The organism is Hafnia alvei (assembly GCF_900095695.1).
Lineage (GTDB): Bacteria > Pseudomonadota > Gammaproteobacteria > Enterobacterales > Enterobacteriaceae > Hafnia > Hafnia alvei_B.
In genome coordinates this window covers 1-24,266 of sequence record NZ_FMIQ01000053.1, presented here as the reverse complement: position 1 = coordinate 24,266, position 24,266 = coordinate 1, and the positions used below count along the sequence as shown (strand labels likewise).

Annotated in this window: 20 protein-coding genes and 1 other RNA gene; 8 read left to right on the top strand and 13 right to left on the bottom strand. The window is 49.9% G+C overall.

Annotation, left to right across the window (positions count from 1 at the left end; all coding sequences use genetic code 11):
* Window positions 1-30: 30 nt before the first annotated feature.
* On the top strand, window positions 31-564 hold the full coding sequence (gene yjjX, locus BN1044_RS13460) for an inosine/xanthosine triphosphatase (protein ID WP_072309138.1): 534 nt from the start codon (window positions 31-33) through the stop codon (window positions 562-564).
* An 81-nt stretch (window positions 565-645) separates the two neighbouring features.
* Here yjjX and trpR read toward each other — a convergent pair whose 3' ends face one another.
* The 3 genes from trpR to cspE form a co-directional block, all read right to left on the bottom strand.
* Window positions 646-972, bottom strand: coding sequence for a trp operon repressor (trpR, locus tag BN1044_RS13455; RefSeq protein ID WP_043489340.1), 327 nt, complete (start codon window positions 970-972; stop codon window positions 646-648).
* Window positions 973-1,066: 94 nt separating this feature from the next.
* Window positions 1,067-2,995, bottom strand: coding sequence for a murein transglycosylase (gene sltY / locus BN1044_RS13450; protein WP_072309137.1), 1,929 nt, complete (start codon window positions 2,993-2,995; stop codon window positions 1,067-1,069).
* Window positions 2,996-3,255: 260 nt separating this feature from the next.
* Window positions 3,256-3,468, bottom strand: coding sequence for a transcription antiterminator/RNA stability regulator CspE (cspE, locus tag BN1044_RS13445; protein WP_025801164.1), 213 nt, complete (start codon window positions 3,466-3,468; stop codon window positions 3,256-3,258).
* Between the two features lie 563 nt (window positions 3,469-4,031).
* On the opposite strand from cspE, the gene ettA reads away from it, so the two are divergent.
* On the top strand, window positions 4,032-5,699 hold the full coding sequence (gene ettA, locus BN1044_RS13440; RefSeq protein WP_072309136.1) for an energy-dependent translational throttle protein EttA: 1,668 nt from the start codon (window positions 4,032-4,034) through the stop codon (window positions 5,697-5,699).
* A 197-nt stretch (window positions 5,700-5,896) separates the two neighbouring features.
* On the opposite strand, the gene BN1044_RS13435 is transcribed toward ettA, so the two are convergent.
* The gene (locus tag BN1044_RS13435; RefSeq protein ID WP_072309135.1) at window positions 5,897-6,802 is read right to left on the bottom strand and encodes a LysR family transcriptional regulator; all 906 of its coding nucleotides are present in this window, start codon (window positions 6,800-6,802) and stop codon (window positions 5,897-5,899) included.
* Window positions 6,803-6,920: 118 nt separating this feature from the next.
* Between BN1044_RS13435 and BN1044_RS13430 the strand changes: the two genes are divergently transcribed.
* Entirely contained in the window at window positions 6,921-7,922 is a 1,002-nt protein-coding gene (locus BN1044_RS13430) for a zinc-binding alcohol dehydrogenase family protein (RefSeq protein ID WP_072309134.1), read from the top strand.
* Window positions 7,923-7,967: 45 nt separating this feature from the next.
* On the opposite strand, the gene BN1044_RS13425 is transcribed toward BN1044_RS13430, so the two are convergent.
* From BN1044_RS13425 to serB, 4 genes are all read right to left on the bottom strand, one after another.
* A complete protein-coding gene (locus BN1044_RS13425; RefSeq protein ID WP_072309133.1) occupies window positions 7,968-9,659 on the bottom strand; it encodes a DUF3300 domain-containing protein in 1,692 nt (563 codons plus the stop codon).
* Between the two features lie 446 nt (window positions 9,660-10,105).
* The gene (gene nadR / locus BN1044_RS13420; RefSeq protein WP_046459232.1) at window positions 10,106-11,347 is read right to left on the bottom strand and encodes a multifunctional transcriptional regulator/nicotinamide-nucleotide adenylyltransferase/ribosylnicotinamide kinase NadR; all 1,242 of its coding nucleotides are present in this window, start codon (window positions 11,345-11,347) and stop codon (window positions 10,106-10,108) included.
* An 87-nt stretch (window positions 11,348-11,434) separates the two neighbouring features.
* On the bottom strand, window positions 11,435-12,817 hold the full coding sequence (gene radA / locus BN1044_RS13415; protein ID WP_046459233.1) for a DNA repair protein RadA: 1,383 nt from the start codon (window positions 12,815-12,817) through the stop codon (window positions 11,435-11,437).
* Between the two features lie 183 nt (window positions 12,818-13,000).
* Window positions 13,001-13,978: a phosphoserine phosphatase gene (gene serB / locus BN1044_RS13410; protein ID WP_072309147.1), complete on the bottom strand. Its 978-nt coding sequence runs from the start codon at window positions 13,976-13,978 to the stop codon at window positions 13,001-13,003.
* Window positions 13,979-14,089: 111 nt separating this feature from the next.
* Between serB and BN1044_RS13405 the strand changes: the two genes are divergently transcribed.
* Complete coding sequence (locus BN1044_RS13405) at window positions 14,090-14,791, top strand: YtjB family periplasmic protein (RefSeq protein WP_072309132.1); 702 nt, start codon at window positions 14,090-14,092, stop codon at window positions 14,789-14,791.
* Between the two features lie 60 nt (window positions 14,792-14,851).
* On the opposite strand, the gene rnpB is transcribed toward BN1044_RS13405, so the two are convergent.
* Window positions 14,852-15,229: RNase P RNA component class A (gene rnpB / locus BN1044_RS13400), an RNA gene on the bottom strand.
* Between the two features lie 25 nt (window positions 15,230-15,254).
* Window positions 15,255-16,124, bottom strand: a complete 870-nt coding sequence (rsmI, locus tag BN1044_RS13395) for a 16S rRNA (cytidine(1402)-2'-O)-methyltransferase (RefSeq protein WP_040046162.1) — start codon at window positions 16,122-16,124, stop codon at window positions 15,255-15,257.
* Between the two features lie 62 nt (window positions 16,125-16,186).
* Between rsmI and BN1044_RS13390 the strand changes: the two genes are divergently transcribed.
* Genes BN1044_RS13390 through dolP form a run of 4 tightly spaced genes read left to right on the top strand, consistent with a single transcriptional unit; the run spans window position 16,187 to window position 19,834 of the window.
* Window positions 16,187-18,229 carry a penicillin-binding protein activator gene (locus tag BN1044_RS13390; RefSeq protein WP_072309131.1) on the top strand — a complete coding sequence of 681 codons (2,043 nt, stop codon included), beginning with the start codon at window positions 16,187-16,189 and terminating at the stop codon, window positions 18,227-18,229.
* Window positions 18,187-18,597, top strand: coding sequence for a YraN family protein (locus BN1044_RS13385; protein ID WP_072309130.1), 411 nt, complete (start codon window positions 18,187-18,189; stop codon window positions 18,595-18,597). Before BN1044_RS13390 ends, BN1044_RS13385 begins: the two co-directional genes overlap by 43 nt.
* Before the next feature lie 39 nt (window positions 18,598-18,636).
* Entirely contained in the window at window positions 18,637-19,227 is a 591-nt protein-coding gene (gene diaA / locus BN1044_RS13380; RefSeq protein WP_072309146.1) for a DnaA initiator-associating protein DiaA, read from the top strand.
* Between the two features lie 10 nt (window positions 19,228-19,237).
* The gene (gene dolP / locus BN1044_RS13375; RefSeq protein WP_072309129.1) at window positions 19,238-19,834 is read left to right on the top strand and encodes a division/outer membrane stress-associated lipid-binding lipoprotein; all 597 of its coding nucleotides are present in this window, start codon (window positions 19,238-19,240) and stop codon (window positions 19,832-19,834) included.
* 71 nt (window positions 19,835-19,905) lie between these two features.
* Here the strand turns inward: dolP and mtgA are convergent, their stop codons facing one another.
* The 3 genes from mtgA to arcB form a co-directional block, all read right to left on the bottom strand.
* The gene (gene mtgA / locus BN1044_RS13370) at window positions 19,906-20,643 is read right to left on the bottom strand and encodes a monofunctional biosynthetic peptidoglycan transglycosylase (RefSeq protein ID WP_072309128.1); all 738 of its coding nucleotides are present in this window, start codon (window positions 20,641-20,643) and stop codon (window positions 19,906-19,908) included.
* On the bottom strand, window positions 20,640-21,293 hold the full coding sequence (gene elbB / locus BN1044_RS13365; RefSeq protein ID WP_072309127.1) for an isoprenoid biosynthesis glyoxalase ElbB: 654 nt from the start codon (window positions 21,291-21,293) through the stop codon (window positions 20,640-20,642). Before elbB ends, mtgA begins: the two co-directional genes overlap by 4 nt.
* 393 nt (window positions 21,294-21,686) lie before the next feature.
* Window positions 21,687-24,023, bottom strand: a complete 2,337-nt coding sequence (gene arcB, locus BN1044_RS13360) for an aerobic respiration two-component sensor histidine kinase ArcB (RefSeq protein ID WP_072309126.1) — start codon at window positions 24,021-24,023, stop codon at window positions 21,687-21,689.
* Window positions 24,024-24,266: the final 243 nt, after the last annotated feature.

Below are 24,266 nucleotides of genomic sequence, written 5' to 3'. Positions count from 1 at the left end.
GAAATGCGCTAATAGGAAGCTGGAAATAATATGTACCATGTTGTAGCAGCAACTACCAACCCCGCAAAAATTAAGGCTATTTCTCTGGCGTTCGATGATGTTTTTGGTCATGACCAGTATCGCATTGAAGGCATTGAAGTTAATAGCGGAGTACCCGAACAACCCATTGGAAATCACGAAACGCGAACCGGCTCACGCCACAGAGTGATGTGTGCACGCCAAGTTTGCCCTGAAGCTGATTTTTGGGTCGGTGTCGAAGCAGGTATTGAAGAGAATATGACTTTCGCATGGATGACGATTGAAAATCATCATATGCGTGGAGAATCGCGTTCAGCGAGCCTGATGTTACCGGAATCTATTCTGCAAGGCATCGCAGAAGGCAAAGCCTTAGGCAGTGAAATGAAGGCAATCACAGGCACAAATGATATCGGCCGTCGCGAAGGCGCTATCGGTGTTTTTACCAACGGCGTACTGACACGCACCAGTGTTTATCACCAAGCGTTAGTTTTAGCGCTGGTCCCTTTTCATAATGAAATCTTCCAGAAACGCGCTGAAGCAAAATAGCGATACGCCTTACTAGACGCTCTAGCGATCTGACGATGGCTCCCAAACGAGCCATCGCATAGTCATTCGTTTAACACCGTATTATTTATCTGTCAGTAACTGCTGTTCTAGCCATTGTTTCAGGTCTGCGGGTGCCGTTTTCAAACTATTCGATCCGCGAGTGATGGTTGCAATGCCTGCGCCTAACTGACTTTTCAGCTCACGCTGGCTGATCTCGCCTTTCATCAACTCTTCGATAATTCGCACCCGCGTCGCCAGCGCTGTTCTTTCATCCGGCGTCAAAAAAAGCTGTAGCATTGGGCCTTGCAAATCTTCGGCAAACGCCTGCCGTAGCAATTCAACAAAGCGTTGCCAGTCATCATTCTCTTGTGCGCTGAGCGCGGGATCATTCAGGGATCGCGTTGTCATGATTAGCTGCCATACTCTTGGTGAGAAAATACTCATTAACTAGTACGGCAGCATACCATAAACTTGGCGCAGTCAAAGATATCCAGAACAGAAATCAGTAACGGCGCTCCCATTCTGCATCGGTCAGGATCTTGGTTGGACGCTTCATGAAGTAACGATAGTAAGCATCATAAGCCAAAACGTTCTTCACATAGCCACGGGTTTCAGAGAACGGAATGCTCTCGATAAAGGCGACTGCATCCACGCGACCACCCGTATTTCCGAGCCACGTAGTGACTCGAGATGGCCCCGCGTTATAAGCTGCGCTCGATAAAATACGGTTACGTCCCAAACTCTGATACACATATTCCAGATAGCTGGTGCCGATCTGAATGTTGGTAATAGGATCGAGCAATTGGCTGCTGTTGACGTAGTTGCTCAAATTAAACATTTGCGCCGTGTGTTCAGCTGTTTTAGGCATCACCTGCATTAGTCCGCTAGCTCCTACCGGAGATTGGACTTTCGGATTCCAAGCACTTTCTTGACGTGCGATGGCCATCGCATAGGATTGAGAAATGCCTTTATCTTCTGTTGCTTGACGGAACTGCTGCGGCCACGCCATTGGGAAACGTTCTTCTAAATGATCCCATAGTTTCGCGGTGATCGTCGCCTGAACACTGAGATCGGCCCAATTTTGCTCAAATGCATAACGCGCTAAGGCCGCCTGATCCGGTTTAGATTTACTGCTAATGAGAGAAACCCATTCGCTCCGTGCGGTGTTATCCATATTCCAATACATCAGTTCACGGATACGATCGATCGCAGGATCGTTGGTAAGCTTGGAAGATGGCTTATCCGCAACCTCCACCTGCAATGGATATGTAATACCCAGTTTTTGAGCCGCCACCATCGGATAGAATCCGCGCTGCTGAGTCAACGAACGAAGAATGCTTTCACCTTCGCTGCGTTTGCCGTCCTCAATCATGACGCTCGCATTCCAGTAGCGCCATTCGTCTTTATTACGCACTTCTTGCGGCAATAAAGCCAGCCATGTGCGGATTTCCTGCTTATTACCGTTTCCTAAAGCTAACCGCACACGGCGTTCAATCAGTGAAGCGCTATTACTATTTTTAATCACATTATCTCGCCACCGAATATCATCGGTGGTGGCATCGCTGCCCATCAAGCGCCACGCAATACTATCTTCCATGGCCTGACGCTGTTTATCGCCAATTTTTTGCAGTCGCACCAACGTTGGTAGCATCGCACGTGCTTCATCAGCGTTCTGACGCGCCAAGCTGGAGAATGCGATTTCAGTTGCGTCGCGGGTAAAATCGGTTGGCCCCACGCTACGCGCAAATGCCTCGACATTGCGAGGATCGGCCTGAAGGCTGGCAAGTGCGTCACCCATGGTTTGATAATCAGGCGGAAGCTGCTTGGCTAGGAAGCTCACCAGCCCGTTATTGCCTTTTTTCAGAGCCAACCGCATGCGCTCAAGCACGGTCAGCGGCGTCTGATCGCCAGATGCTTTCCACGCCTCAAACAGCTTGTCACAGTTGGTGGGCAGTGATTGGCCGCTTAGCCAGATATCACGAGCGCCATCCCATGCAATTTGCTGATGGCCCGTTGCGTACTGGGCGTAGTAATAATTACAGCGAGCCGCAATAGGTTTGGGAGGCTGAGGGCTAAACACCAACAATCCTGTCCAATCCTGACGACGAGAAAGCTCATTCACATAACGAGAAGGCAATGATTTAGCGGGAGGCAAGGTCGGATTGCGAGCAATAAAATCTTTAATCTCAATCGTTGTAGCCTGACCGAGATCCTGAGTCAGCTGGCGGTATTCTAGATAAGGATAAAGCGGATAATCGCGCAGCGTTGGCATCAGCTGATTGACCGTCATCATCTGATTGCTATCCCATGCCTGCTTTACCTGTAAATAACGCTGACGCTGAGCATCCAAAGAGTCAGCAAAACTGCTCCCGGACACAGCGACTAAACATAAACCTATACCCCAAGCACGCAAATTGTCCGCCATGACCATCTCACCTTTCCTCGCTTTAAACCGATACCACTCATAGACAGCGATTTTAGCAGAGCATTCCGTTAGCCCCTGCCTTTCTTCACAACTTTTACGTTTAGGTTGCCTAGCCACTAACATAAACAACCGAGGATGGAAAACAAAGGGATAGTGAATTTTGGGCATAAAAAAACCCGCTCAAGGCGGGTTTTTCTTTTCAGTATTCTTTAACTGCTCAGGTCTATGCCGTCATCGCTATCGTAAACAATACTAAACTATAGAGATTACAGCGCTACTACGTTAGCTGCTGCTGGGCCTTTAGCGCCATTCTCGATAGTGAACTCAACGGTCTGACCTTCGTCCAGAGATTTGTAGCTATCGCTCTGGATTGCAGAGAAATGTACGAATACATCTTTGCTGCCGTCAGCTGGAGAGATGAAGCCGAAACCTTTATCAGCGTTGAACCATTTTACTAAACCAGTCATTTTGTTAGACATTAGATACTTCCTTTCAATTTTTTAAGCCACATTATTGCAGCGAACGAGGTTCGTCGTCAGAGCTAGCTTATGGGGTGCACTTAGGAGGAGACTCACGGAAGAAGAGGTATCTAAGGATAACGCTTGAACTGAGGACTGCTTTACTAAAACTGCTTTCACATAAGGTCTGTGTTCCAAACCGATGACGCTATTTACTCATGCCTTAGGTTTATAAGCAACACCTATTTTTGAATCTTCTTGAATAAACCGTAGTAATTTTGGGGAGAAACCAACGCGGACGCGGTCTACAGGAAAGAAAATTCTTAACTCAATATTTATCCGAACGATGAAATAAACACCCAATGCCCTATATTTGCATAATATAACCTACAAAATTTACGCGTTAAACGCCCCTGTCATGCGACGATGGCTGGGATAAAAATCGAAAACGGGCTAAACTCCGCCTTCATAAAATGCCCTGTCGCGCCAATGACAGAACGTCATTTAAATGCTTATGCCCCGCCTCTGTCCCATGAATCCGTGAGACTGAGGTAAAACCCTTATAAATCAAGGAGTATATAGCCGTGGCTCAATACGTCTATACTATGCACCGCGTCGGCAAGATTGTTCCGCCGAAGCGTCACATTTTGAAGGACATTTCCCTTAGTTTCTTCCCCGGAGCCAAAATTGGTGTTCTGGGCCTAAACGGTGCCGGTAAATCAACGCTGCTGCGCATCATGGCCGGTATTGATACCGAAATCGAAGGTGAAGCCCGTCCACAGCCGGGGATCAAAATCGGTTATCTGCCACAGGAACCAAAACTTAATCCAGACCAAACAGTGCGTGAAGCGGTTGAAGAAGCCGTTGGCGAAGTGAAACGCGCACTGACTCGTTTGGACGAAGTGTATGCGCTGTACGCCGATCCTGACGCTGACTTTGATAAGTTAGCCAAAGAACAGGGCGAGTTGGAGGCGATTATTCAGTCGCACGACGGCCATAACTTGGATAATCAGCTAGAACGTGCCGCCGATGCGCTGCGTTTACCTGCTTGGGATGCACAGATTGCTAACCTTTCAGGTGGTGAACGTCGCCGCGTGGCAATTTGCCGTTTGCTGCTGGAAAAACCAGACATGTTGCTGCTCGACGAACCAACCAACCACTTGGACGCCGAGTCCGTGGCATGGCTGGAACGCTTCCTGCACGACTATGAAGGCACCGTGGTTGCGATTACCCATGACCGTTACTTCTTAGATAACGTTGCGGGCTGGATCCTCGAGCTTGACCGTGGTGAAGGTATTCCATGGGAAGGCAACTACTCTTCTTGGCTGGAGCAGAAAGATCAGCGTTTGGCGCAGGAAGCCTCGGCTGAAGCTGCGCGTCGTAAATCCATTGAGAAAGAGCTGGAATGGGTGCGTCAGGGCGCGAAAGGCCGTCAGTCCAAAGGTAAAGCGCGTTTGGCTCGCTTTGAAGAACTTAACAACGTTGAGTATCAAAAGCGTAACGAAACCAGCGAACTGTTCATTCCACCAGGACCTCGTCTGGGTGACAAAGTGCTGGAAGTTCAGAACCTGTCAAAATCTTACGGCGACCGCCTGCTGATTGAAGACCTCTCCTTTGCGCTGCCGAAAGGTGCCATCGTGGGTATCATCGGTCCGAACGGTGCGGGTAAATCTACCCTGTTCCGTATGATTTCCGGCAAAGAACAGCCTGACTCCGGCAATATCGATCTCGGCGAAACCGTCGTGCTGGCATCGGTAGATCAGTTCCGTGACAGCATGAATGACAAAAAAACCGTTTGGGAAGAAGTCTCTAACGGCCAAGACATCATGCGCATCGGTAACTTTGAGATGCCAAGCCGTGCCTATGTCGGTCGCTTTAACTTTAAAGGCGTCGATCAGGGCAAACGCGTAGGCGAACTGTCCGGCGGTGAACGTGGTCGTCTGCACTTAGCGAAACTGCTGCAGGTTGGCGGCAACATGTTGCTGCTCGATGAACCGACCAACGACCTCGACATCGAAACTCTGCGCGCCTTAGAAAACGCCTTATTGGAATTCCCAGGCTGCGCGATGGTTATTTCCCATGACCGTTGGTTCCTTGACCGTATCGCCACCCACATTCTGGATTATCAGGATGAAGGTAAAGTTGAATTCTTCGAAGGTAACTTCACCGAATATGAAGAATACAAAAAACGCACCTTGGGCGCTGAAGCATTAGAACCGCACCGTATTAAATACAAAAAGATGACTAAATAGTTTTAGTCTCTGTGATTAAGGCTCCTATCAAGGAGTAATGTCGTTCAAAAGATCGAGATACACGGGTCTACCACACCGCGGGGCGCTCCGGCGGCTTACGCCGCTACGACCCCATCGGTGTGCTCCCCCTAAAATCGAGCTTTAGTAAACGATATTACTGTCAAAGGGAGCCTTTTTTATCTCTCATCGCCTGCCAACTAATCGCGTAGCGCCTGATTGTATTGAGCAAAAGCGCGGTGACTTAATGCAACCTCAATGAAGCGGTCGAGCGCAGGCGAGTTCAGCTTACGACTTGGATAAACCAGATATAGCTCATTTCCCTCAGCTTCCCAACCGGGCAATACACGCACCAAACGCTCTTGATCGACCAAATCCTGCGACAAAAATGCGGGCAGTAGCGAGATCCCAGCCCCAGCCAATAGGCATTCCCGCACATACAGCAAATTATCGGCAGCATGGTCCATCGGCAGTTCCCAACGATAGAACTCCCCTTTGCGCTGTAACACCCATTCATGCCATGCACGGTGCGCGATACACTGGTGCTGTTCCAGCTGTTTAGGATGTTCAAGCGGCGTGAAGCGTGAAAGATAAACCGGCGATGCCAAAAGATAGCGCGGAGAATATCCCAGACGGCGTCCCACTAGCGAAGAATCCTGCGGTTTCCCGGTACGTAGTGCGACATCAAATCCATCTTGCACCAGATCGTTCATCACGTCCGAAACGTAAACTTCCAAGCTTACGTCTGGATAACTTGCGCGGAAATCACTACACACATGCGCCAATAGCGTCACCGCAATGCCCGCTGGTGCAGTGATCCGCAGGCGTCCGCTAGGGTTCTCTTTCAGGCGCTGCAAGCTAAGATCGGCGCGCTCGGCGGCTTGGATCATTTCGCGGCAATGCACCAAATAGCGCTCCCCTGCATAGGTAAGATTGAGTTGCCGTGTCGTGCGGTTTAGCAGCCGCAGTCCAAGCTGTCGCTCTAAATTACTGACTCGCTGACTAACGCTGGATTTAGGTAACCCAGCTCGCTGGGCGGCAGCCGTAAAACTTCCACACTCCACCACCAGCGCAAACAGCGCCATGTCCTGCAGTTGATTAAACATCTCGCCTCATTGTTCGTCACAAAAGAACACTGCATTAATAATTGTCCATCTTATCATCGGAAAACAGCTCGACTACACTAACTTTATTCAACGCAGTTTCTACTTTTGGAGCTTGACCATGACTATTACCGCTATCGCCGTCGATCCTTCTAACCCGAAAGAATTCACCGTTATTCACCCACAAATCTCCGCTCCAGCTGATTACGATTTGCTGGTCGATATTAAAGCCGTCTCGATTAATCCAGTTGATACTAAAGTGCGTGAAAGCCTGATTAAAAACGGTTTGGAGCAGCCGCGTGTATTAGGCTGGGACGCCAGCGGCGTGGTGCTAGCCGTTGGAAGCAAGGCCACTGGATTCAAGGTAGGAGATGAAGTTTGGTACGCGGGTGACATAACTCGCTCAGGCAGTAACAGCACTCAGCAGCTGATCGACTCGCGGATCGTTTCACATAAGCCTCAAAGCATGAACTGGGCGCAGGCCGCAGCCATGCCATTAACCACGCTAACGGCTTGGGAAGGCTTATTCGAACGCCTGAAAGTTCAAGATGCTGGCGCCGACAAAACGTTGTTGATCATCGGCGGTGCTGGCGGCGTCGGTTCATTGGCGATTTCACTTGCCGCATTAAACGCAAAAGTAAAAGTGATTGCGACGGCCTCAAATGCTTCGTCTGCGCAATGGTGTCGAGATCGCGGTGCCGATCTCACCGTTGACTGGCATGACCTAAAAGGTGAGCTTGCCAAGCACGATATCAAACAGGTCGATTACATCTTCTGTTTGAATGATACCGACGGACACTGGGCCGCGATCTGCGACTTAATCGCCCCACAAGGACAAATCTGTACCATCGTAGAAAACAGCCAGCCGCTGGATCAATCTGCTTTAAAAATGAAAAGCGCGGCTCTGCATTGGGAATTCATGTACACCCGCAGCATGTTCAATACGCCAGATATTGCTGAACAAGGCAAAATTCTTCAGCAGGTGGCTAAGTTAGTCGATGAGAGCAAATTGCAGGGCACGCTCAGCGATACGCTGCACGGTTTCACTATCGAAAACTTGGAAAAGGCGCATAGCAAAGTTGCCGAAGGCCGAATGCGTGGCAAGATGGTGATTGAGTTTTAATTCACAGTATCAAGCCTCTCCCCACGGAGAGGCTTGACGTACTCTTTAGCGCTGATGCACCTGCAAATTATTATGTTCTGGTAATATCAGATGCGCCGGTACGCTATGTTCCGGCAGGCTGCGCATCATGGGGCGACCTTGATTTCCACGTTCTTGCTGCGGATGCCAATTCGGCGCCCCACCTGCGTTACCGCTGAAAAGATTCTCGTGCTGCTGATTAAATCGCGGCACTATTTCTTGTCGAGCTGGTTGCTGCCGAGCTTGCTGCTGAAAATCATTCTGCAACATATGGTTTTGCTGGGCGTTAACATGCTGAGTATTAGGCTGACTCACATGTTCAACACGCTGTTCCGCGACATTTCTGGTTACGGCAGCATGCTGATTTATAGGAGCGCGTACTGGCGTTGATGATTCAGTACGATTATGCAGCACAGATTCCGCATTTTGGCGCTGCAAGCCTGCACGAGTCATATGAGTAGCCCCGCTATCAACCCCATGTAAGTTAGCTCGCTGGTCACTGGACATCAGGTTTGGGCTAGCCGATAAATGGGTCTGTCCTGATAAAACCGGCGATGTCCCACCTTGCGTATGCAGCGAACTAAGATCAATTTTATTGGCCGAATTACTGCCTATATTGGCCTGAGTTGCACCGGACACGAATCGCTGCGACGTAGCCGGATCGTGATACGGCACGCCGGCGCGATAAGCTGGATTATGCTGCCATTGTGTCGCCCCACCGATGTTCCCACCGGTAATATGGTTATAGTTATTAACGTTGATATTCACATGACTGTTATTCACGTAGTTATTACCCTGATGGTAATTCCCGCCGTGGCCGTCATCATGATGCCCGTCGTCATGGTGATGATCGTCGTCGTGATGGTGGTCATCATCATGGTGGTGATCGTCATCATGCCAATCAAGGCTACTAAACAGAGCATAGGTGGTTGCCACTCCGACACCAAAACCGATACCGGAAACCAAACCATTGGTAAATTGCTCTCCCGGAGGTGGCGGTAGATATACTGGCGGATAGGCGGGCGTAGCCCAAGTGCCGTACACCACATTCGGGTTGTAGCTGGGTACGTATACAACCTGCGGGTTAGCAGGCTCAATAATGATAGTTTGTGGCTGGGAGGCCACCACGGTCGTTGGTTTGCTAGAGACACCGTGTGCGGCAGTGTTAACCGGTTGAATAATCACCTTCTGCTGAGCATTTGAGGTCAGCGATCCATTCTTCTGTGCCGCCTGTCGCAATTTCTGCACGGTATCCATCACGTCATCAGGCTGAGGTAAAAAGGCATCACCTAAGTTTTGCACCCACTCAGGATTTTGTCCCATCAATGCTAAAAGTTGCGGCAATGCGACTAACGATTTCACACTAGGATCCCAAGGCTGATTCGCCACCAGCTTAACCGCTGAATCCCCCTGCACCTTTGGATTGTCGCGCGACCATAGAACCGCCTGAACAACGTTAGAGGGATAAGTAGAAGCCATCAGAATTTGAGCCAGCACGGGGTCAGGATAAAGCGCGATTGGCGCGACCAGTTGATCGAGCTGCGGCTGGGTAAAGGTTTTGGTAGCGGCAGCTGGCGTAGGCACTTCAGACTGAGTCTGTGCTACCTGAGGCTGTTGCCACGAAATATACCCATTTTTCACTAATACTGTACCCGCGACGGCAACCGCACCCACTCCACAAAGCAGCGCAATCACTGACGGTTTAAATGACATACTCATTCTGACTCTCCAGAAATCAACATTCTGAATGCATTGTGCTGCGCTTAATCACCGCACACGCTCAAACACAGAAACTCAATTAATTAAAATGGACCGTTTCAATATGATGTATGACAGCACACCGCTGAATTAGTTAGTGGGCAGAAGCCGAGGGAATAGAGGAGAAATAACGTAGATGTTTTGGTCTATATAAAGTCGTTAATACACATAATACAAATAAGGTTATTAAGCGCATTAAAAAAATCATATTAATCAATGAGAAAAAAACGCAAAACAGATTCAAACCATAGATGGCACAGAATAATGTCACTTAAACATTATAAATTTAAATATAAAAAACGAAGTTATTCAAATAAAGAATACTTCTTGTCGGAGAAACACATACTTAATAACAATAAGTCACATAATAAAGTCATGTGGCTCTCAGACATTATCCCCTAAACGGACTAAGAGCGCTCACCGCTCTCCCCCAACATCTGTTTCACCAGCTCAACGCAGCGTAAAAAACGCTCGTCGTAGTCTGAGGATTCAACGCGCACAAACTCCATATTATTTTTCCGCAGCATCTGCTCAAGCAAGTCCTGAAATTCGCGGCGCTCTGTCGAACTTCCTAGACTGCGTAAGCCATCGGCCACCCACGGCGTATTGTTTTCCAACAGAATAATCAGATCAAAGCGATACTCATCGATCAGAGCCTGCACAAACGGGTGTTCACGCCCTTCATATTTTTTGCAAAACGCCTGCGTGGTAACAAAATCAGTATCGATAAAAGCCACTTTATTCGCATACTTTACCGCAAAATCAATATATTGCGCGTGGCCCAAGGCAATTTTGTCATAGTCAGAATATTGGAGCGCCATCTCATCGCCGCCAAGATGTGAGAAGACATAATCGCGGCCATATTCCCAAGCACTGGTGGTATTAAAGATATTTGCCAGCTTATTCACCAGCGTCGATTTGCCGCTGGATTCACCGCCGAGGATCGCCACGGTACGGACAAAGAAAGGTTTCACTTCGGTAGGAATATAGTCCCAATAGCGAAAGGGATCGTGACGGATTTGCCCACCGCTGATATTCATAAACGAACGTTCAGGATCAATCAGCAAAGTTTCCATGCCAAAGAACTCGTGATACACCGGCGCATCTTGACTATCACCCGAGTAAATCACGCTCGGAGTAATCCCGTTTTCCGCCATAAACGCCTTCATGCCATCGCTCCACACTTTCCAGCCATGGGGATAAGGCTCGATCCCCTGTTCATCAAAGGAGTGAATGCGAATATTTTTTTGATACTTGAAGGTCTGCAACAGCCAACGAAGTCGATCGCTTACCGTAGGCTGCTGTGACATCGCGCTATTTTCAAACAGCTCACGATCGCGGGGTTCGTCATGGCACAAAATCACATGCAGCTCATCAACTTGGCTACATGCGCGTTGTATAAGATAGATATGGCCCGTGTGCAGGGGATAGAACTTCCCAAACACCACGCCGACGCTTTTAACCTTGCGTGGGAATTCGATATCGAGGAAGCGGTGAATCGCCTCAAGCTTTTGTGCGCTCGGGCTTTTGATTTTCTCGTTTAGCAGCTGGCTTAAGTAGCCTTTGGTCATTCCGCTAGCGTCCGCCACCTGCTGTAACGTGCAGCCTTTTTGCTTAATGGCGGTTTTTAGATAATCAAACTGCGACATTCGCGCTTCCCCTGTTTATACCCAAAACAATTCAACATGACGGGTTTAGTTAACTAAACAAAAGTAGCACAAGTGCCGCTGTAATCATCATAAATCTTGCAAGACATCCAAAGCATCGGACAGCTTTTTCACCCCAAAGACCTGCATATTCGGCAACGGTTTTTTCGGCATATTGGCATGAGGAACGATGGCGCGTTTAAAGCCATGTTTTGCCGCTTCAGAAATACGCTCCTGGCCGCTGGTCACCGGACGAACTTCTCCCGCCAGCCCCACTTCACCAAATACCACTAAATCTTGCGGCAACGGACGATCGCGCAGGCTAGAGACTAAAGACATCAACAGCGCTAGGTCTGCGCCGGTTTCCGTCACTTTCACCCCACCCACCACGTTGACGAAAACGTCCTGATCCGCCATCTGCAAGCCACCATGACGATGCAACACCGCCAGTAAAATCGCTAAACGGTTTTGCTCTAGTCCCACAGCAACACGGCGAGGATTTGACATCATTGAGGTATCCACCAACGCCTGAATTTCAACCAACAGCGGGCGCGTACCTTCCCACACCACCATCACAGAGCTGCCGGAGGTAATCTCTTCGCCACGGCTCAGGAAGATTGCTGAAGGGTTGCTCACTTCACGCAGCCCCTGCTCTGTCATGGCAAACACGCCCAGCTCATTCACGGCGCCAAAACGGTTTTTATGACTGCGCAGAGTACGAAAACGCGAGTCAGCATCCCCATCCAACAGCACGGAGCAGTCGATACAGTGTTCCAGCACTTTCGGCCCTGCCAGCGAGCCATCTTTGGTTACATGGCCCACCATCACAATAGCCACACCGCGCGTTTTCGCAAAACGGGTCAAATACGCCGCCGTTTCACGTACCTGCGCCACGCTGCCCGGCGACGATTGAATGTCTGCCATGTGCATCACCTGAATGGAGTCGATAACCATCAGCTTCGGCTGCTCTTGTTCCGCGATCAGGCAAATTTGTTCAATGCTGGTTTCTGACAGCATATTCAAGCCATCGGTGGGCAGCCCCAAACGGTGCGCTCGCATCGCAACCTGCTGCAACGACTCTTCTCCGGTGACATACAGCGTTTTCATTTGCTGAGACAATTTGCACAGGGTTTGCAGCAGCAACGTACTTTTCCCCGCGCCGGGGTTACCACCGATCAGAATCGCACTGCCCGGTACCACGCCGCCGCCTAATACCCGGTCAAACTCAGCAAATCCGGTTGAAAAGCGTGGCAACGCCTCAAGGCTGATATCCGAGAGCTTTTGAACTTTGCTAACGCCGGCATCGCCCGCATAACCAGACAACCGTTCTGCGCGCGCCACCGCAGGCGAAGCCGCCAAGCGTACTTCAGTAATGCTATTCCACGCCTGACAGGCGCTGCACTGCCCCTGCCAACGCGGGTAATCAGCACCACATTCGTTGCAGACAAAGGCTCGTTTAATTGCTTTCGCCACGGAGACTCCTAGAACGGTTTTAGTCACAAATTGATAGGGGAATTCTAACAGGATATGGGCGAATATTACTGTTTTTTTATACAGACTTTAGGGTAATGACTCTCTCCTTTGCATAAAAGAGAAAGGAGAAAACACACCGCATGCGTCTCCCCCTAACAAGGGGGAGACTGGAAGAGAGGAAAATTACCGCTCTTCGTGCTTCAAACTTGCACTCAGCACGCACAGCACGCCCATCAAATCAGCATGACGAATAGCCACCGAGGCCTGAGCATAAACTTTCGGCTTCGCATGAAACGCCACGCCTAATCCCGCCGCCTGAATCATTTTTAAATCGTTGGCACCATCGCCAATCGCAACGGTTTGCGATAGCGGGATCTCCAATTTCTCGGCGAGTTTTATCAGAGTTTCAGCCTTGTACTGAGCGTCTACAATCGGGCCGATCACTTTACCCGTCAGTTTACCATCCTTAACTTCCAGATGATTGGAGACCGCATCCACCAAGTCAAAACGATCGCGCAGGTGATCGGCAAAATAGGTAAAACCACCGGAGGCAATGGCCACATGCCAATCTAACGATTGAAGCTTACGCACTAAACTCGTCAAACCGGGCATCAGCGGCAGCGAAGAGCGCACCGTTTCTAGTACCGAAACATCGGTATCTTTCAGCTTACCGACACGCTCACGCAGGCTGGCTTTAAAGTCTAACTCGCCGCGCATCGCACGCTCGGTAACCTCAGAAACCTCTTCACCCACACCGGCCAGCTTAGCAATTTCATCAATACATTCAATTTGGATCGCGGTGGAGTCCATGTCCATAACCAACAAACCGGGTGTGCGAAGATGCGGAATTTTACCCAGCGTAGCAATATCCAGCCCCTGCTCATCGGCCAGCTTTTTCGCACGCGTTGGCAGGTTTCCCGCTAAACGGATCACCTGATAATCTTCAATACACCATGCGGTCACCACCACCATGGCAGCACCAAGGCGGCGCTGGAAGGCACATAACGCGGTCTTATCCAGATTGCGTCCATAAAGAAGCCATCCGGTATGACCTGCGCGATAATCTAACGGCATGACTTCGTCGCCGCTGAGAGAAAGGGGTAAACCCGGCCAGCGATAAATTTCTGCTGGCAAATCGCAATAAGTCAGACTGTTTGGCATAACAACTACTCCTTGGAAGACTTCATTTGCCACCACAAAACCGAGCATCAAGCTATCCTATCGGTAAGGCTTCTGGCAACATAAAGTGATAAACGTCTTATAGGGCAAGCTATGGTTAAGGCTAAAATTAAATTCAGGCTGCACCGCACCGCTATTGTGCTGATTTGTTTGGCCTTATTGGTGCTTTTGATGCAGGGAGCATCCTATTTCAGTTTGAGCCACCAAATGGCGCGTTCTGAGCAGGTTGAAGAACTGGCACAAACGCTGGCCGAACAGGTTTCCGATCGCCTCATCCCATTGATGAATACCGGCAATGACGATCCTGACAGCGAGAAAATTACTCAGATACTGAATCGACTGACAGAGCATAGTCGTATTTTAGACGCCAGTGTGTATGACGTTGATGGCACCATGATCGCTCGCTCCGGCGAAAAGGTGGCCGTTCGTGACAGGTTGGCGCTAGATGGAAAACGCGCTGGTAGCTATTTCAATCATCAAATCGTGCAAATGATTAAAGCTAAGGATGGCCCAATTGGCTTTCTACGCTTAACGCTGGATACGCATGTGTTAGCCACGGAATCTCAGCAGGTGGATAACACCACGAACCTGCTGCGTCTGATGATGTTACTGTCGCTGGCGATTGGCATTATCTTGGCGCGCTCACTGCTGCAAACGCGTCGTTCACGTTGGCAACAATCAACCTATTTACTGACGGCCAATACGCCGGTGGAAGAAGATCCTGACGATCAAAACGATGATGATTCTACCACCAACAGTCCTGACACATTGGAAAAAGCCCCGAAGAAACCGTAATTCAGTCTCTGAATGCAAAAAGCCCCGCCAAGCATACGCTTCGCGGGGCTTTTTAACGAATGAGGGAGTTGACCGGTAAGCCGGGTTCTGTCGTGGACAGTCATTCGTCTAGGCCAGCAATCGCTCACTGGCTCAAGCAGCCTACCCGGGTTCAGTACGGGCCGTACCATGTGAACCCCTATTTGGCCTTGCTCCGGGTGGAGTTTACCATGCCACGGACTGTTGCCAGCCGCGCGGTGCGCTCTTACCGCACCCTTTCACCCTTACCTGATCCCACTTGCGTGGGCCATCGGCGGTTTGCTCTCTGTTGCACTTGTCGTAGGCTTGCGCCTCCCAGGCGTTACCTGGCACCCTGCCCTATGGAGCCCGGACTTTCCTCCCCTCCATCTGTCTCCCCGAAGGGGACGGCAATGAAGCGGCGACTGTCTAGTCAACTCCGCGGCGGATAATAGGGCATTACGCCCTATTTGTCACCCTCTGCATTCTCAAGCGCGTATTTATACAGCGCATTCTTCTTCACGCCGTGAATTTCGGCGGCTAAAGCAGCGGCTTTTTTCAACGGCAGCTCTTTTTGCAGCAGTGCTAACGTTCGCAGTGCATCGGCCGGTAGCGCATCCTCATCGGCTTTATGGCCTTCGACAATCAGCACCATTTCACCACGGCGACGCATATCATCTTCCAATACCCAATCGAGTAGCTCACCCACCGGGGCTCCGTGGATATTTTCCCACGTCTTGGTCAGCTCACGCGCTAACACCACGTAGCGGTCGCGCCCCATGACTTCAACCATATCTTTCAGGCTATCAATCAAGCGATGCGTTGATTCATAAAAAATCAGCGTGCGTGGCTCTTCTAACAAAGCCTGAAGCGTGTCTTTACGCGATTTTGTTTTCGCAGGCAGAAAGCCTTCATAGCAGAAGCGATCGGACGCAATGCCAGACGCACATAAAGCAGTGATGGCAGCACAGGCACCCGGAAGCGGAACCACGCGAATACCCACTTCACGACAGCGACGAACCAGATGATAGCCCGGATCGTTAATCAGCGGCGTACCCGCATCAGAAACCAACGCAATACTCTGACCTTCTTGAAGTTTTGCAATAAGCTGGTCTGCTTTTTGTTGTTCGTTATGGTCGTGCAAAGCGAATAGTCGAGCATTAATAGCAAAATGCTGTAGCAGTAGGCCAGTGTGTCGCGTATCTTCTGCTGCTATCAAATCGACCGCTTGCAAAGTATCCAACGCTCGCTGGGTAATATCACCGCGATTCCCGATTGGCGTAGGAACGACATACAGCGTTGCAGCAGAAATTACAGCTTGATCGTCTTGATTCATTGTTTCATCCGGTTTACCGATTTAATATTGAGCATCTTTGAAAAAACTGCACTGGATACAGTATGCTTTCCTCACTCATTGTCCGCACCAAGTCCGGACGCATTATCCCCGTAGTTCTCGCCGCTATGTTAATGGCTGCGTGCTCGGGACAAGCTCCACAGACGCCTGCGGCAAATATTCAGGCTGAAGCCACGGCTTCATCCGAATACTATCTGCAACAAATGCAGCAGAGCAGCGATGATAACAAGGCTGACTGGCAATTACTCGCCATTCGTTCCCTGATCCGCGAAGGAAAGCTCCCACAAGCGGCGGAATTGCTGGGCAAACTACCGCAAGAGCTAACTGATGTCCAACGTCAGGAACAGCAGCTAGTTAGCGCTGAGCTCAGCATCGCACAAAAAAATATGCCTAACGCCTCGGCGATTTTAGCCAAGTTAGACGTCGACTCGCTTTCTAACAGCCAGAAGACCCGCTACTACCAAGCGGTTATCGACGCCAGCCAAGGCAAAGCCTCATTGCCGGTTATCCGCGCCTATATTGCTCAAGAGCCGTTGCTCAATGACAAACAGCGTCTGCAAAATATCAATGGCACCTGGGCTGCACTAACTCAGTTAACGCAGGCCGACCTGAATAGTTTGGTCATTAACGCCGACGAAAATATTCTGCAAGGCTGGCTGGATCTGCTGCGTCTGTATCAAGACAACAAGCAAGATCCAAGCCTGCTGAAAGCCGCGATCAAAGATTGGCAAACTCGCTATCCAAACAATCCGGCCTCCAAAGTATTGCCAACCGCGCTGGATAACGTGCTGAATTTTAAACAGGCCTCAACCTCAAGCGTTGCCCTACTGTTACCGCTAAACGGTCAGGCTCAGGTTTTCGCTAACGCGATCCAAGCAGGTTTTAACGCCGCGAAAAACGGTGCTATCACCCAAAGCGCGCCAAGCCAGCCACAGCCAGCGGCTGCCCCAGACGATGCCAACGCGGCCCAGCCAACCAGCACCGACCCTAACGCTAACGGCGCAGTCAGCACCAGTGGGGCTGCGCCCGTAGCGGAAGCTACGCCAGCAGCACAAACCGACGCTGACGGCATGCCTGTTGCACCTATCGTGCCGCCATCTGCCAGCAATGCGCAGATTAAAGTGTATGACACCAGCTCCCAGCCATTACCTGCCCTGCTAGCACAGGCCAAGCAGGATGGTGCAACGCTGGTTGTTGGCCCACTGCTGAAAGAAAATGTGGATCAGTTATCCGCTGGCAGCACACCGTTAAACGTACTGGCGCTGAATCAGCCAGAACAGGTGCAAAACAATCCCAATATCTGCTACTTCGCGCTGTCTCCTGAAAATGAAGCACGCGATGCGGCTAAACATATTTGGGATCAAGGCAAACGCAACCCGCTCATTTTGACCCCGCGTGGAGCATTAGGCGATCGCGTGGCTAAAGCCTTTGCTCAAGAATGGCAACAGCTCGGCGGTTCAACCGTTTTACAACAGGGCTTTGGCTCAACGGGTGAGCTGCGTCAGTCGATTAACGGCGGTACAGGTATTCGCATGACCGGGCAACCTGTCATGGTTGCTTCAGCCTCCCAGCCCCAATCCGTTACCATTGCCGGTTTAACCATTCCAGCGCCTCCGGCTGATGCGGGTGCAGTTTCCACCTCAAGCGGCAAAGTCGATGCGGTGTACATCATCGCTACGCCTGCGGAACTGACGCTTATTAAGCCGATGATTGATCTGGCTAACGGTTCGCATAGCGGATTAGGCTTGTATGCAAGCTCACGTAGCTACCAAGCGGGTTCTGGCCCTGATTTCCGTTTAGAAATGGACGGACTGCAGTTCAGTGATATTCCATTGCTGGCGGGTAGTAACCCTGCCTTGATGCAACAAGCCGCTGCTCAGTTCAAAAATGACTACTCTCTGGTTCGCCTGTATGCCATGGGTGCCGATGCTTGGGTGCTGGCAAATCACTTCTCGCAGATGCGCCAGATTGGTGGTTTCCAATTGAATGGCTCCACCGGTGTTCTCAGTGCGGACAGCAACTGCGTCATCAACAGGAAGTTGCCATGGCTCCAGTACCGTGCAGGAAGCATAGTGCCGATGCAATAAGTAGGAAAAAAGTAGACCGGCGCCAAATTGGTGCGCAGTATGAAATAATTGCGCGCCAATACCTTGAACGTGTCGGACTTCATTTTTACGCCGCCAACGTCACGCTACGTGGCGGCGAGTTAGATCTTATTATGCGCGATGGCGAAACGTGGGTTTTCGTTGAAGTTCGTTATCGCCGCACCTCTCTTTATGGCGACGCAGCTGCGTCAGTCAGTTACACCAAACAACGCCGGTTGTTGCACAGTGCAGCAATCTGGTTGGCAGAACGCGGTGGCAGCTTCGATACCACGGATTGTCGCTTTGATGTTTTGGCAATCACCGGTAGCCAGTTACAATGGTTGCCAAACGCATTTGCAGCGGCCGAATAATTTCGCCCGCCGCGCCTTGAACCAATGGACAATTTTACCGTGCTGGAAAGAATCAAAGGCTGTTTTACAGAAAGTATTCAAACTCAGATTGCTGCGGCTGAAGCCTTGCCTGACGCTATTTCGCGTGCAGCAATGACGCTGGTACAGTCATTACTGAACGGCAATAAAATTCTCTGCTGCGGTAACGGCACCTCTGCCGCAAACGCCCAGCATTTTGCCGCCAGCATGATTAACCGCTATGAAACCGAACGCCCAAGTTTACCGGCAATTGCACTAAATGCCGATAACGTGGTCTTAACTGCCATAGGCAACGATCGGCTGCATGATGAAATGTATGCCAAACAGGTTCGCGCACTAGGCCATGCAGGTGATGTGCTCCTGGCAATTTCAACGCGCGGAAATAGCCGTGATATTGTGAAAGCCGTGGAAGCCGCGGTAACCCGCGATATGACGATTGTGGCACTAACAGGCTATGACGGCGGCGAGCTGGCCGGTTTACTTGGCCAACAGGATGTGGAAATCCGCATCCCGTCACACCGTAGTGCTCGCATACAAGAAATGCATATGCTTACGGTCAACTGCCTTTGTGACTTAATTGATAATACGTTGTTCCCCCATCAGGATGTTTGAAGGAGTCTCGATGACTAAGCGTTCCCCGTTCACCCGCTGTTTTCCTATCGCATTCATTGTAATGAGTGCGCTATTGCTTCAGGGATGTATCGCTGCTGCCGTTGTTGGTAGTGCTGCTGTGGCCACGAAAACCGCCACCGATCCCCGTAGCGTAGGGACACAGGTCGATGATGGTACGCTCGAAGCTCGCGTATCGAATGCGCTAGGCAAAGATGAGCAGTTGAAGAAAGAAGCGCGTATTGTTGCTACCGCCTATCAAGGCACCGTTCTGTTAACGGGTCAGGCACCAACAGCAGATCTCGGCGCCAGAGCTAAACAGATAGCCATGGGCGTTGACGGTGCAACATCGGTCTACAACGAAATTCGTACCGGTAAACCGGTGAGCTTGGGCACAGCCTCAAGCGATACATGGATCACCACCAAAGTTCGCTCTCAGCTGTTAACCAGCGATGCGGTTAAATCCTCTAACGTCAAAGTAACGACGGAAAATGGTGAAGTGTTCCTACTGGGTTTGGTAACGCAGGAAGAAGGCCAAGCTGCGGCGAAAATCGCCAGCCAGGTTAGCGGCGTTAAACATGTCACCACGGCGTTTACCATTCTGAAGTAACGTCAAAAAGACAATAATAAAAAACCCCGTTGAGACGGGGTTTTTTATTTGTCGATTCGGTTAACTCAATCTTAATACAGCTTATTCTGCTTCAGATAACCTTCGCCACCAAGCTGTCTCATTTGGCGTAAAATCCACTGCTGCCGGCGTAACACATAGCCGGAAGGTGCCTTGGCACTAAACCGATGCGGATTGGGCAATACGGCGGCTAAAAGAGCCGCCTCAGATGCAGTAAGGCGGCTGGCTGGTTTATGGAAATAGCTTCTGGCGGCTTCTTCAACGCCAAAAACGCCGGGGCCAAACTCCACGATATTCAAATAAACGGTTAATATGCGGCGCTTGGTCCATACCACTTCAGTGCCCAGCGTCAGCCCAGCTTCTAATCCTTTACGCACCCAACTGCGGCCATCCCATAAAAACAAATTCTTAGACGTTTGCTGGGAAATCGTTGATGCGCCGCGCACGGGCTTATCCCCTTTGTCGCCACCATCGATCACCGATTCAATCGCGCCAAGATCAAAGCCCCAATGTTGTGGAAACTTTTGATCTTCAGCAGCAATCACGGCTAACGCCATATAGGGAGAAATTTCATCCATCGGCACCCAGTCTTGATGGGCAACGTAGCCGAAATCGCCGCTAAGCCAAGCGCCCAACTGGCGCTCAACCATCACCGCTGAAAATGGAACAGGCAAAAAAGCAAAGATAACAATTCCCGCAGCCCATACACCAATCACGGCGAGAACCGCTTTGACGGCCCAAAAACGCAGCCGTGTCAGCAAGCTATTTCCCTGCCCGCGTCGCTTCTTCATTCAGTCAGTTCCAGCACCCGCGCAACTAGTTTATCAATCCCTACCGCCGCTTCGCTGATAGAGTTAGCCAGCATATAGGCAGGTGTTGTGACCACTTTCTGCTCCAAATCAACCACGATGTCATCCGCCGGACAAACAACGTGTTCGCCGCCCATCTTATCAATAGCCTCAGCGGTATCAGGATCGTTGCCAATCGTTAAACGCGTATGCACGCCTAACAACTTAGGCAGCATCGTTGGCGCAATACACATAAAGCCTAGCGGTTTACCCGCCTGATGCAGCTGCTGAACCAATCGTTGCAGATCGGCATCAACGGAACATTCCGGCCCCTGCACGGCAAACGTACTCAGGTTTTTAGCTGCACCGAAGCCGCCGGGAACGATCAGCGCATCGAGTTCTTCTGCGTTAGCTTGGGAAAGCGGTTTGATATCACCTCGTGCGATACGCGCAGACTCCACTAATACATTGCGACTTTCGTGGCTCTCATCACCGGTCAGGTGATTAATCACGTGCATTTGAGGTTTATCTGGAGCAAAAAAGTAAACCTGAGCACCTGCGCGATCCAAGGCCAGCAGAGTTAAAACCGATTCATGAATTTCAGCACCATCAAAAACACCACATCCACTCAAAACCACACCGACTTTTTTCATTTTTTTCTCCAAAAAATGGTTACTCAGCATATTTACCCAACACTTAACAAAGCTAAAGGTATGCATGCTAAGCATTAGAAATATTTAACAGTTTGATTTTTCTCAATGCAAAGGAACGTTTTTACTGGAATTTTCCTAGTAACTATCTAGAGTTAAGTCAATCCTTAAAACGTTTGTATTAGGAAACACTAGGCTGCATCACACATTTTAATGAATCAACTAACAAGCAGTAAAACATGTTGGTATGTTGGTTCGGCTTCGCGTGAAACTCATAAGTTATGTTTACGCAATTGCTTCAATGCAATACCTTTAGAAAAACTTAAGCGTAGACACCCTGTTTCCCTGGTGTTGGCGCAGTCGTTGCGCACCCCAGCCTAGGCTGGGGTCATTTTTCTATTTCTTGGTCGTTTTATCCGCCCAGTCTCTCAACACTTTCACATCATGACGCCACTCATGTTTGAGTTCATCAACCCACTCCTGAACGTTATCCCACCATGCAGGCAATGATGACGTCTGAATCTGCTGAGCAACCTGTTGTAAATGACGTAAACCAACAGACCCTGCAGCGCCTTTGATTTTGTGACCTTCTTCGGTAATGCCTTTCTCATCGCGAGCGGTCATATTGGACTCAAGAACCGCTAAATAGCCTGGCATCATTTTTTCAAACATCTCAACGCTTTGATAGATGAGTTGCGGTCCGACTAAATCAATGTACTGTTGCAGCATGTCAGTATCTAAAAGGTCTTCGGTATTGTGGGCCACTTTTTTACTCTCCACCTTTTTCTCCTTAGCCTTCGGCGCCTCATCCCAGAACTTCTTGATCATGGCGGTTAGAGCGGGAACCGACAGCGGTTTGCTCAATACATCATCCATACCAGCATCAAGATATTCTTTCTTGTCTTTCAGCACGTTAGCAGTTAACGCCACCAGCGGTGGCAAATCATCATAGTGCTCACATAAATTGCGAGCGATATCCAACCCCGTCATATCTGGCAACTGAATATCAAGCAGCACCAGATCGTATTCACCCGGCGTGAACATATCCAACGCCTGTTGCCCCGTCATCGCAACATCCACACTGTTGCCCAGTTTTTCTAGCACGGAACGCGCCACAATAACGTTTAATTCAATGTCTTCCACCAATAGCACATGCAGTGCCGGCAGCGGTAACTCAGCATCTTCCGGCTGTGGAGATAGCGCTTCCTCCACCACGGGCGCATCAATCGAGAGCGTAAAGCATGAACCTTCGCCCGGCGTGCTGCGAACCACGATATCACCACCCATGTTTTGCGCTAAACGCTTGGAAACTGCAAGACCAATACCGGTGCCCGTTGCAGGTTTGCCACCATTCTGATCTTTCACCTGATAGTACATGGCAAAGATTTTATCTTGCTCATCCTGCGGAATACCAATGCCGCTATCCTTCACTTCAAAGAACAGTTTCCCATCGTTTTCACGCCATACTTTTACGTTTACGCCGCCTTTCTGAGTAAACTTGACCGCGTTCCCGATCAGATTCCATAGGATTTGGCGCAGGCGTGTGCCATCTGCCAAAATTTTATGCGGTAAATTAGGCTGTGGCTCTAAGGTGAAATCCAGTTTTTTTGGCTGCACCAACAGCCCAGAGAGGTTCTCTAAGTCAGTGAGGAAACCGGTGAAATCTATTGGTTGGTTATCAAGCTGAACCTTACGTCGTTCCAGCTTATCCATTTCGATAATGTCGTTGAAAATATTGCCGAGGGTAATGGCGCTCACATGAATAGTTTTGAGGTAGTTTAGCTGCTCTTGATTAAGCTCGGTGTCGAGCAAAATACGGCTCAGGCCAACGATACCATTCAGCGGAGTGCGGAGCTCATGGCTGATGGTCGAGATAAAAGTGGTTTTGTCGCGGCTGGCGTTTTCCAGCGCATCCTGATAACGCTTACGCTCTGTGATATCACGGCCAAAGCCCATTAAGCCATGGCGTTTACCGACGCGATCATAAAACGGCACTTTGCGCAGCTCGAAGCAGGCCTTGCGCCCATCAGGATAAACTAGCCACTGTTCATAGGTCAGCGAGACGTTATGGCGGAATACTTTCTCATCGGTCTCAATGACTTTTTTGGCGATATCCTCATCGTAAACATCACCCGGCTGTAGGCCAATCAACTGTTTCTCGCTCTTCCCCGTCAACAGCTCCATGGCGCGGTTGCAGCCAGAGAATTCTTCATTTTCATTGCGGTAATAAACCAGATCGGGCGAAGCATCAAGGAAAGAGCGCAGCAGCGCCGACTGTTGTTCCAGTTCAATCTGCGCTTGTTCACGCTGATCGATTTCGTGCTGCAAGGTATCAAGCACCTGTAAGCGCGCGTCTTCAGCTTTCACACGCTCGGCAATTTCTTGGTTCAGTTGAACGATATTATTTTTTAGTTGCTGATTAAGCTCAAGATCGCGATAACGCATCTCTTCCAGCTTATTCACTAATTTAGACAGGCGTTGGCGTGACTCTTCCAACTGCTCCACGACTACGGAAAGAAAATAAACGGCCCATGGCGTGATCAGTAAACCAAAGAATACTGAACGGACAACGTCGATACTCTCAACTTGCCCGCGCAAAAGCATCGTTACGGCCATCTGCACCACGATAGCTAATATAACCAGCACCGAAGCCAACAGGATGGAAAAGCGCACCAGCCCTAGTTTTACCATTAAATCGACATAGTATTGGGCTAATACCCGAATTTGCTTCATGTGCAACTCCCTTGGATTACGGTCTTTTAAATCATACCGTAAAACGATTGTTAAGGGAGGTTTCTGAGATTGAAATGGGATATCAAAAAGTTAAGTTCTACTTTGCCTAAGCGGTGTAAGGTTTCGTACGCTTAAAAGCCATAATTTTTGCATCAGTACAGTGCAAGCGTACGAGCAAGGCGGCTCAATCGCCGCCGCCTTGCATCCCGGCTTGGCACCGTTTTTCAGCCTGCTTCGCAGGTT

Excerpts from the sequence above, each read along its gene's own strand:
- dolP (WP_072309129.1), top strand. The coding sequence starts at position 19,238 with ATGACTAAGCGTTCCCCGTTCACCCGCTGTTTTCCTATCGCATTCATT.
- BN1044_RS13435 (WP_072309135.1), bottom strand. The coding sequence starts at position 6,802 with ATGTTTAATCAACTGCAGGACATGGCGCTGTTTGCGCTGGTGGTGGAG.
- trpR (WP_043489340.1), bottom strand. The coding sequence starts at position 972 with ATGACAACGCGATCCCTGAATGATCCCGCGCTCAGCGCACAAGAGAAT.
- sltY (WP_072309137.1), bottom strand. The coding sequence starts at position 2,995 with ATGGTCATGGCGGACAATTTGCGTGCTTGGGGTATAGGTTTATGTTTA.
- BN1044_RS13405 (WP_072309132.1), top strand. The coding sequence starts at position 14,090 with ATGGTTAAGGCTAAAATTAAATTCAGGCTGCACCGCACCGCTATTGTG.
- serB (WP_072309147.1), bottom strand. The coding sequence starts at position 13,978 with ATGCCAAACAGTCTGACTTATTGCGATTTGCCAGCAGAAATTTATCGC.
- nadR (WP_046459232.1), bottom strand. The coding sequence starts at position 11,347 with ATGTCGCAGTTTGATTATCTAAAAACCGCCATTAAGCAAAAAGGCTGC.
- yjjX (WP_072309138.1), top strand. The coding sequence starts at position 31 with ATGTACCATGTTGTAGCAGCAACTACCAACCCCGCAAAAATTAAGGCT.
- rsmI (WP_040046162.1), bottom strand. The coding sequence starts at position 16,124 with ATGAATCAAGACGATCAAGCTGTAATTTCTGCTGCAACGCTGTATGTC.
- BN1044_RS13430 (WP_072309134.1), top strand. The coding sequence starts at position 6,921 with ATGACTATTACCGCTATCGCCGTCGATCCTTCTAACCCGAAAGAATTC.
- BN1044_RS13390 (WP_072309131.1), top strand. The coding sequence starts at position 16,187 with ATGCTTTCCTCACTCATTGTCCGCACCAAGTCCGGACGCATTATCCCC.
- mtgA (WP_072309128.1), bottom strand. The coding sequence starts at position 20,643 with ATGAAGAAGCGACGCGGGCAGGGAAATAGCTTGCTGACACGGCTGCGT.
- arcB (WP_072309126.1), bottom strand. The coding sequence starts at position 24,023 with ATGAAGCAAATTCGGGTATTAGCCCAATACTATGTCGATTTAATGGTA.
- cspE (WP_025801164.1), bottom strand. The coding sequence starts at position 3,468 with ATGTCTAACAAAATGACTGGTTTAGTAAAATGGTTCAACGCTGATAAA.
- BN1044_RS13425 (WP_072309133.1), bottom strand. The coding sequence starts at position 9,659 with ATGAGTATGTCATTTAAACCGTCAGTGATTGCGCTGCTTTGTGGAGTG.
- BN1044_RS13385 (WP_072309130.1), top strand. The coding sequence starts at position 18,187 with ATGGCTCCAGTACCGTGCAGGAAGCATAGTGCCGATGCAATAAGTAGG.
- elbB (WP_072309127.1), bottom strand. The coding sequence starts at position 21,293 with ATGAAAAAAGTCGGTGTGGTTTTGAGTGGATGTGGTGTTTTTGATGGT.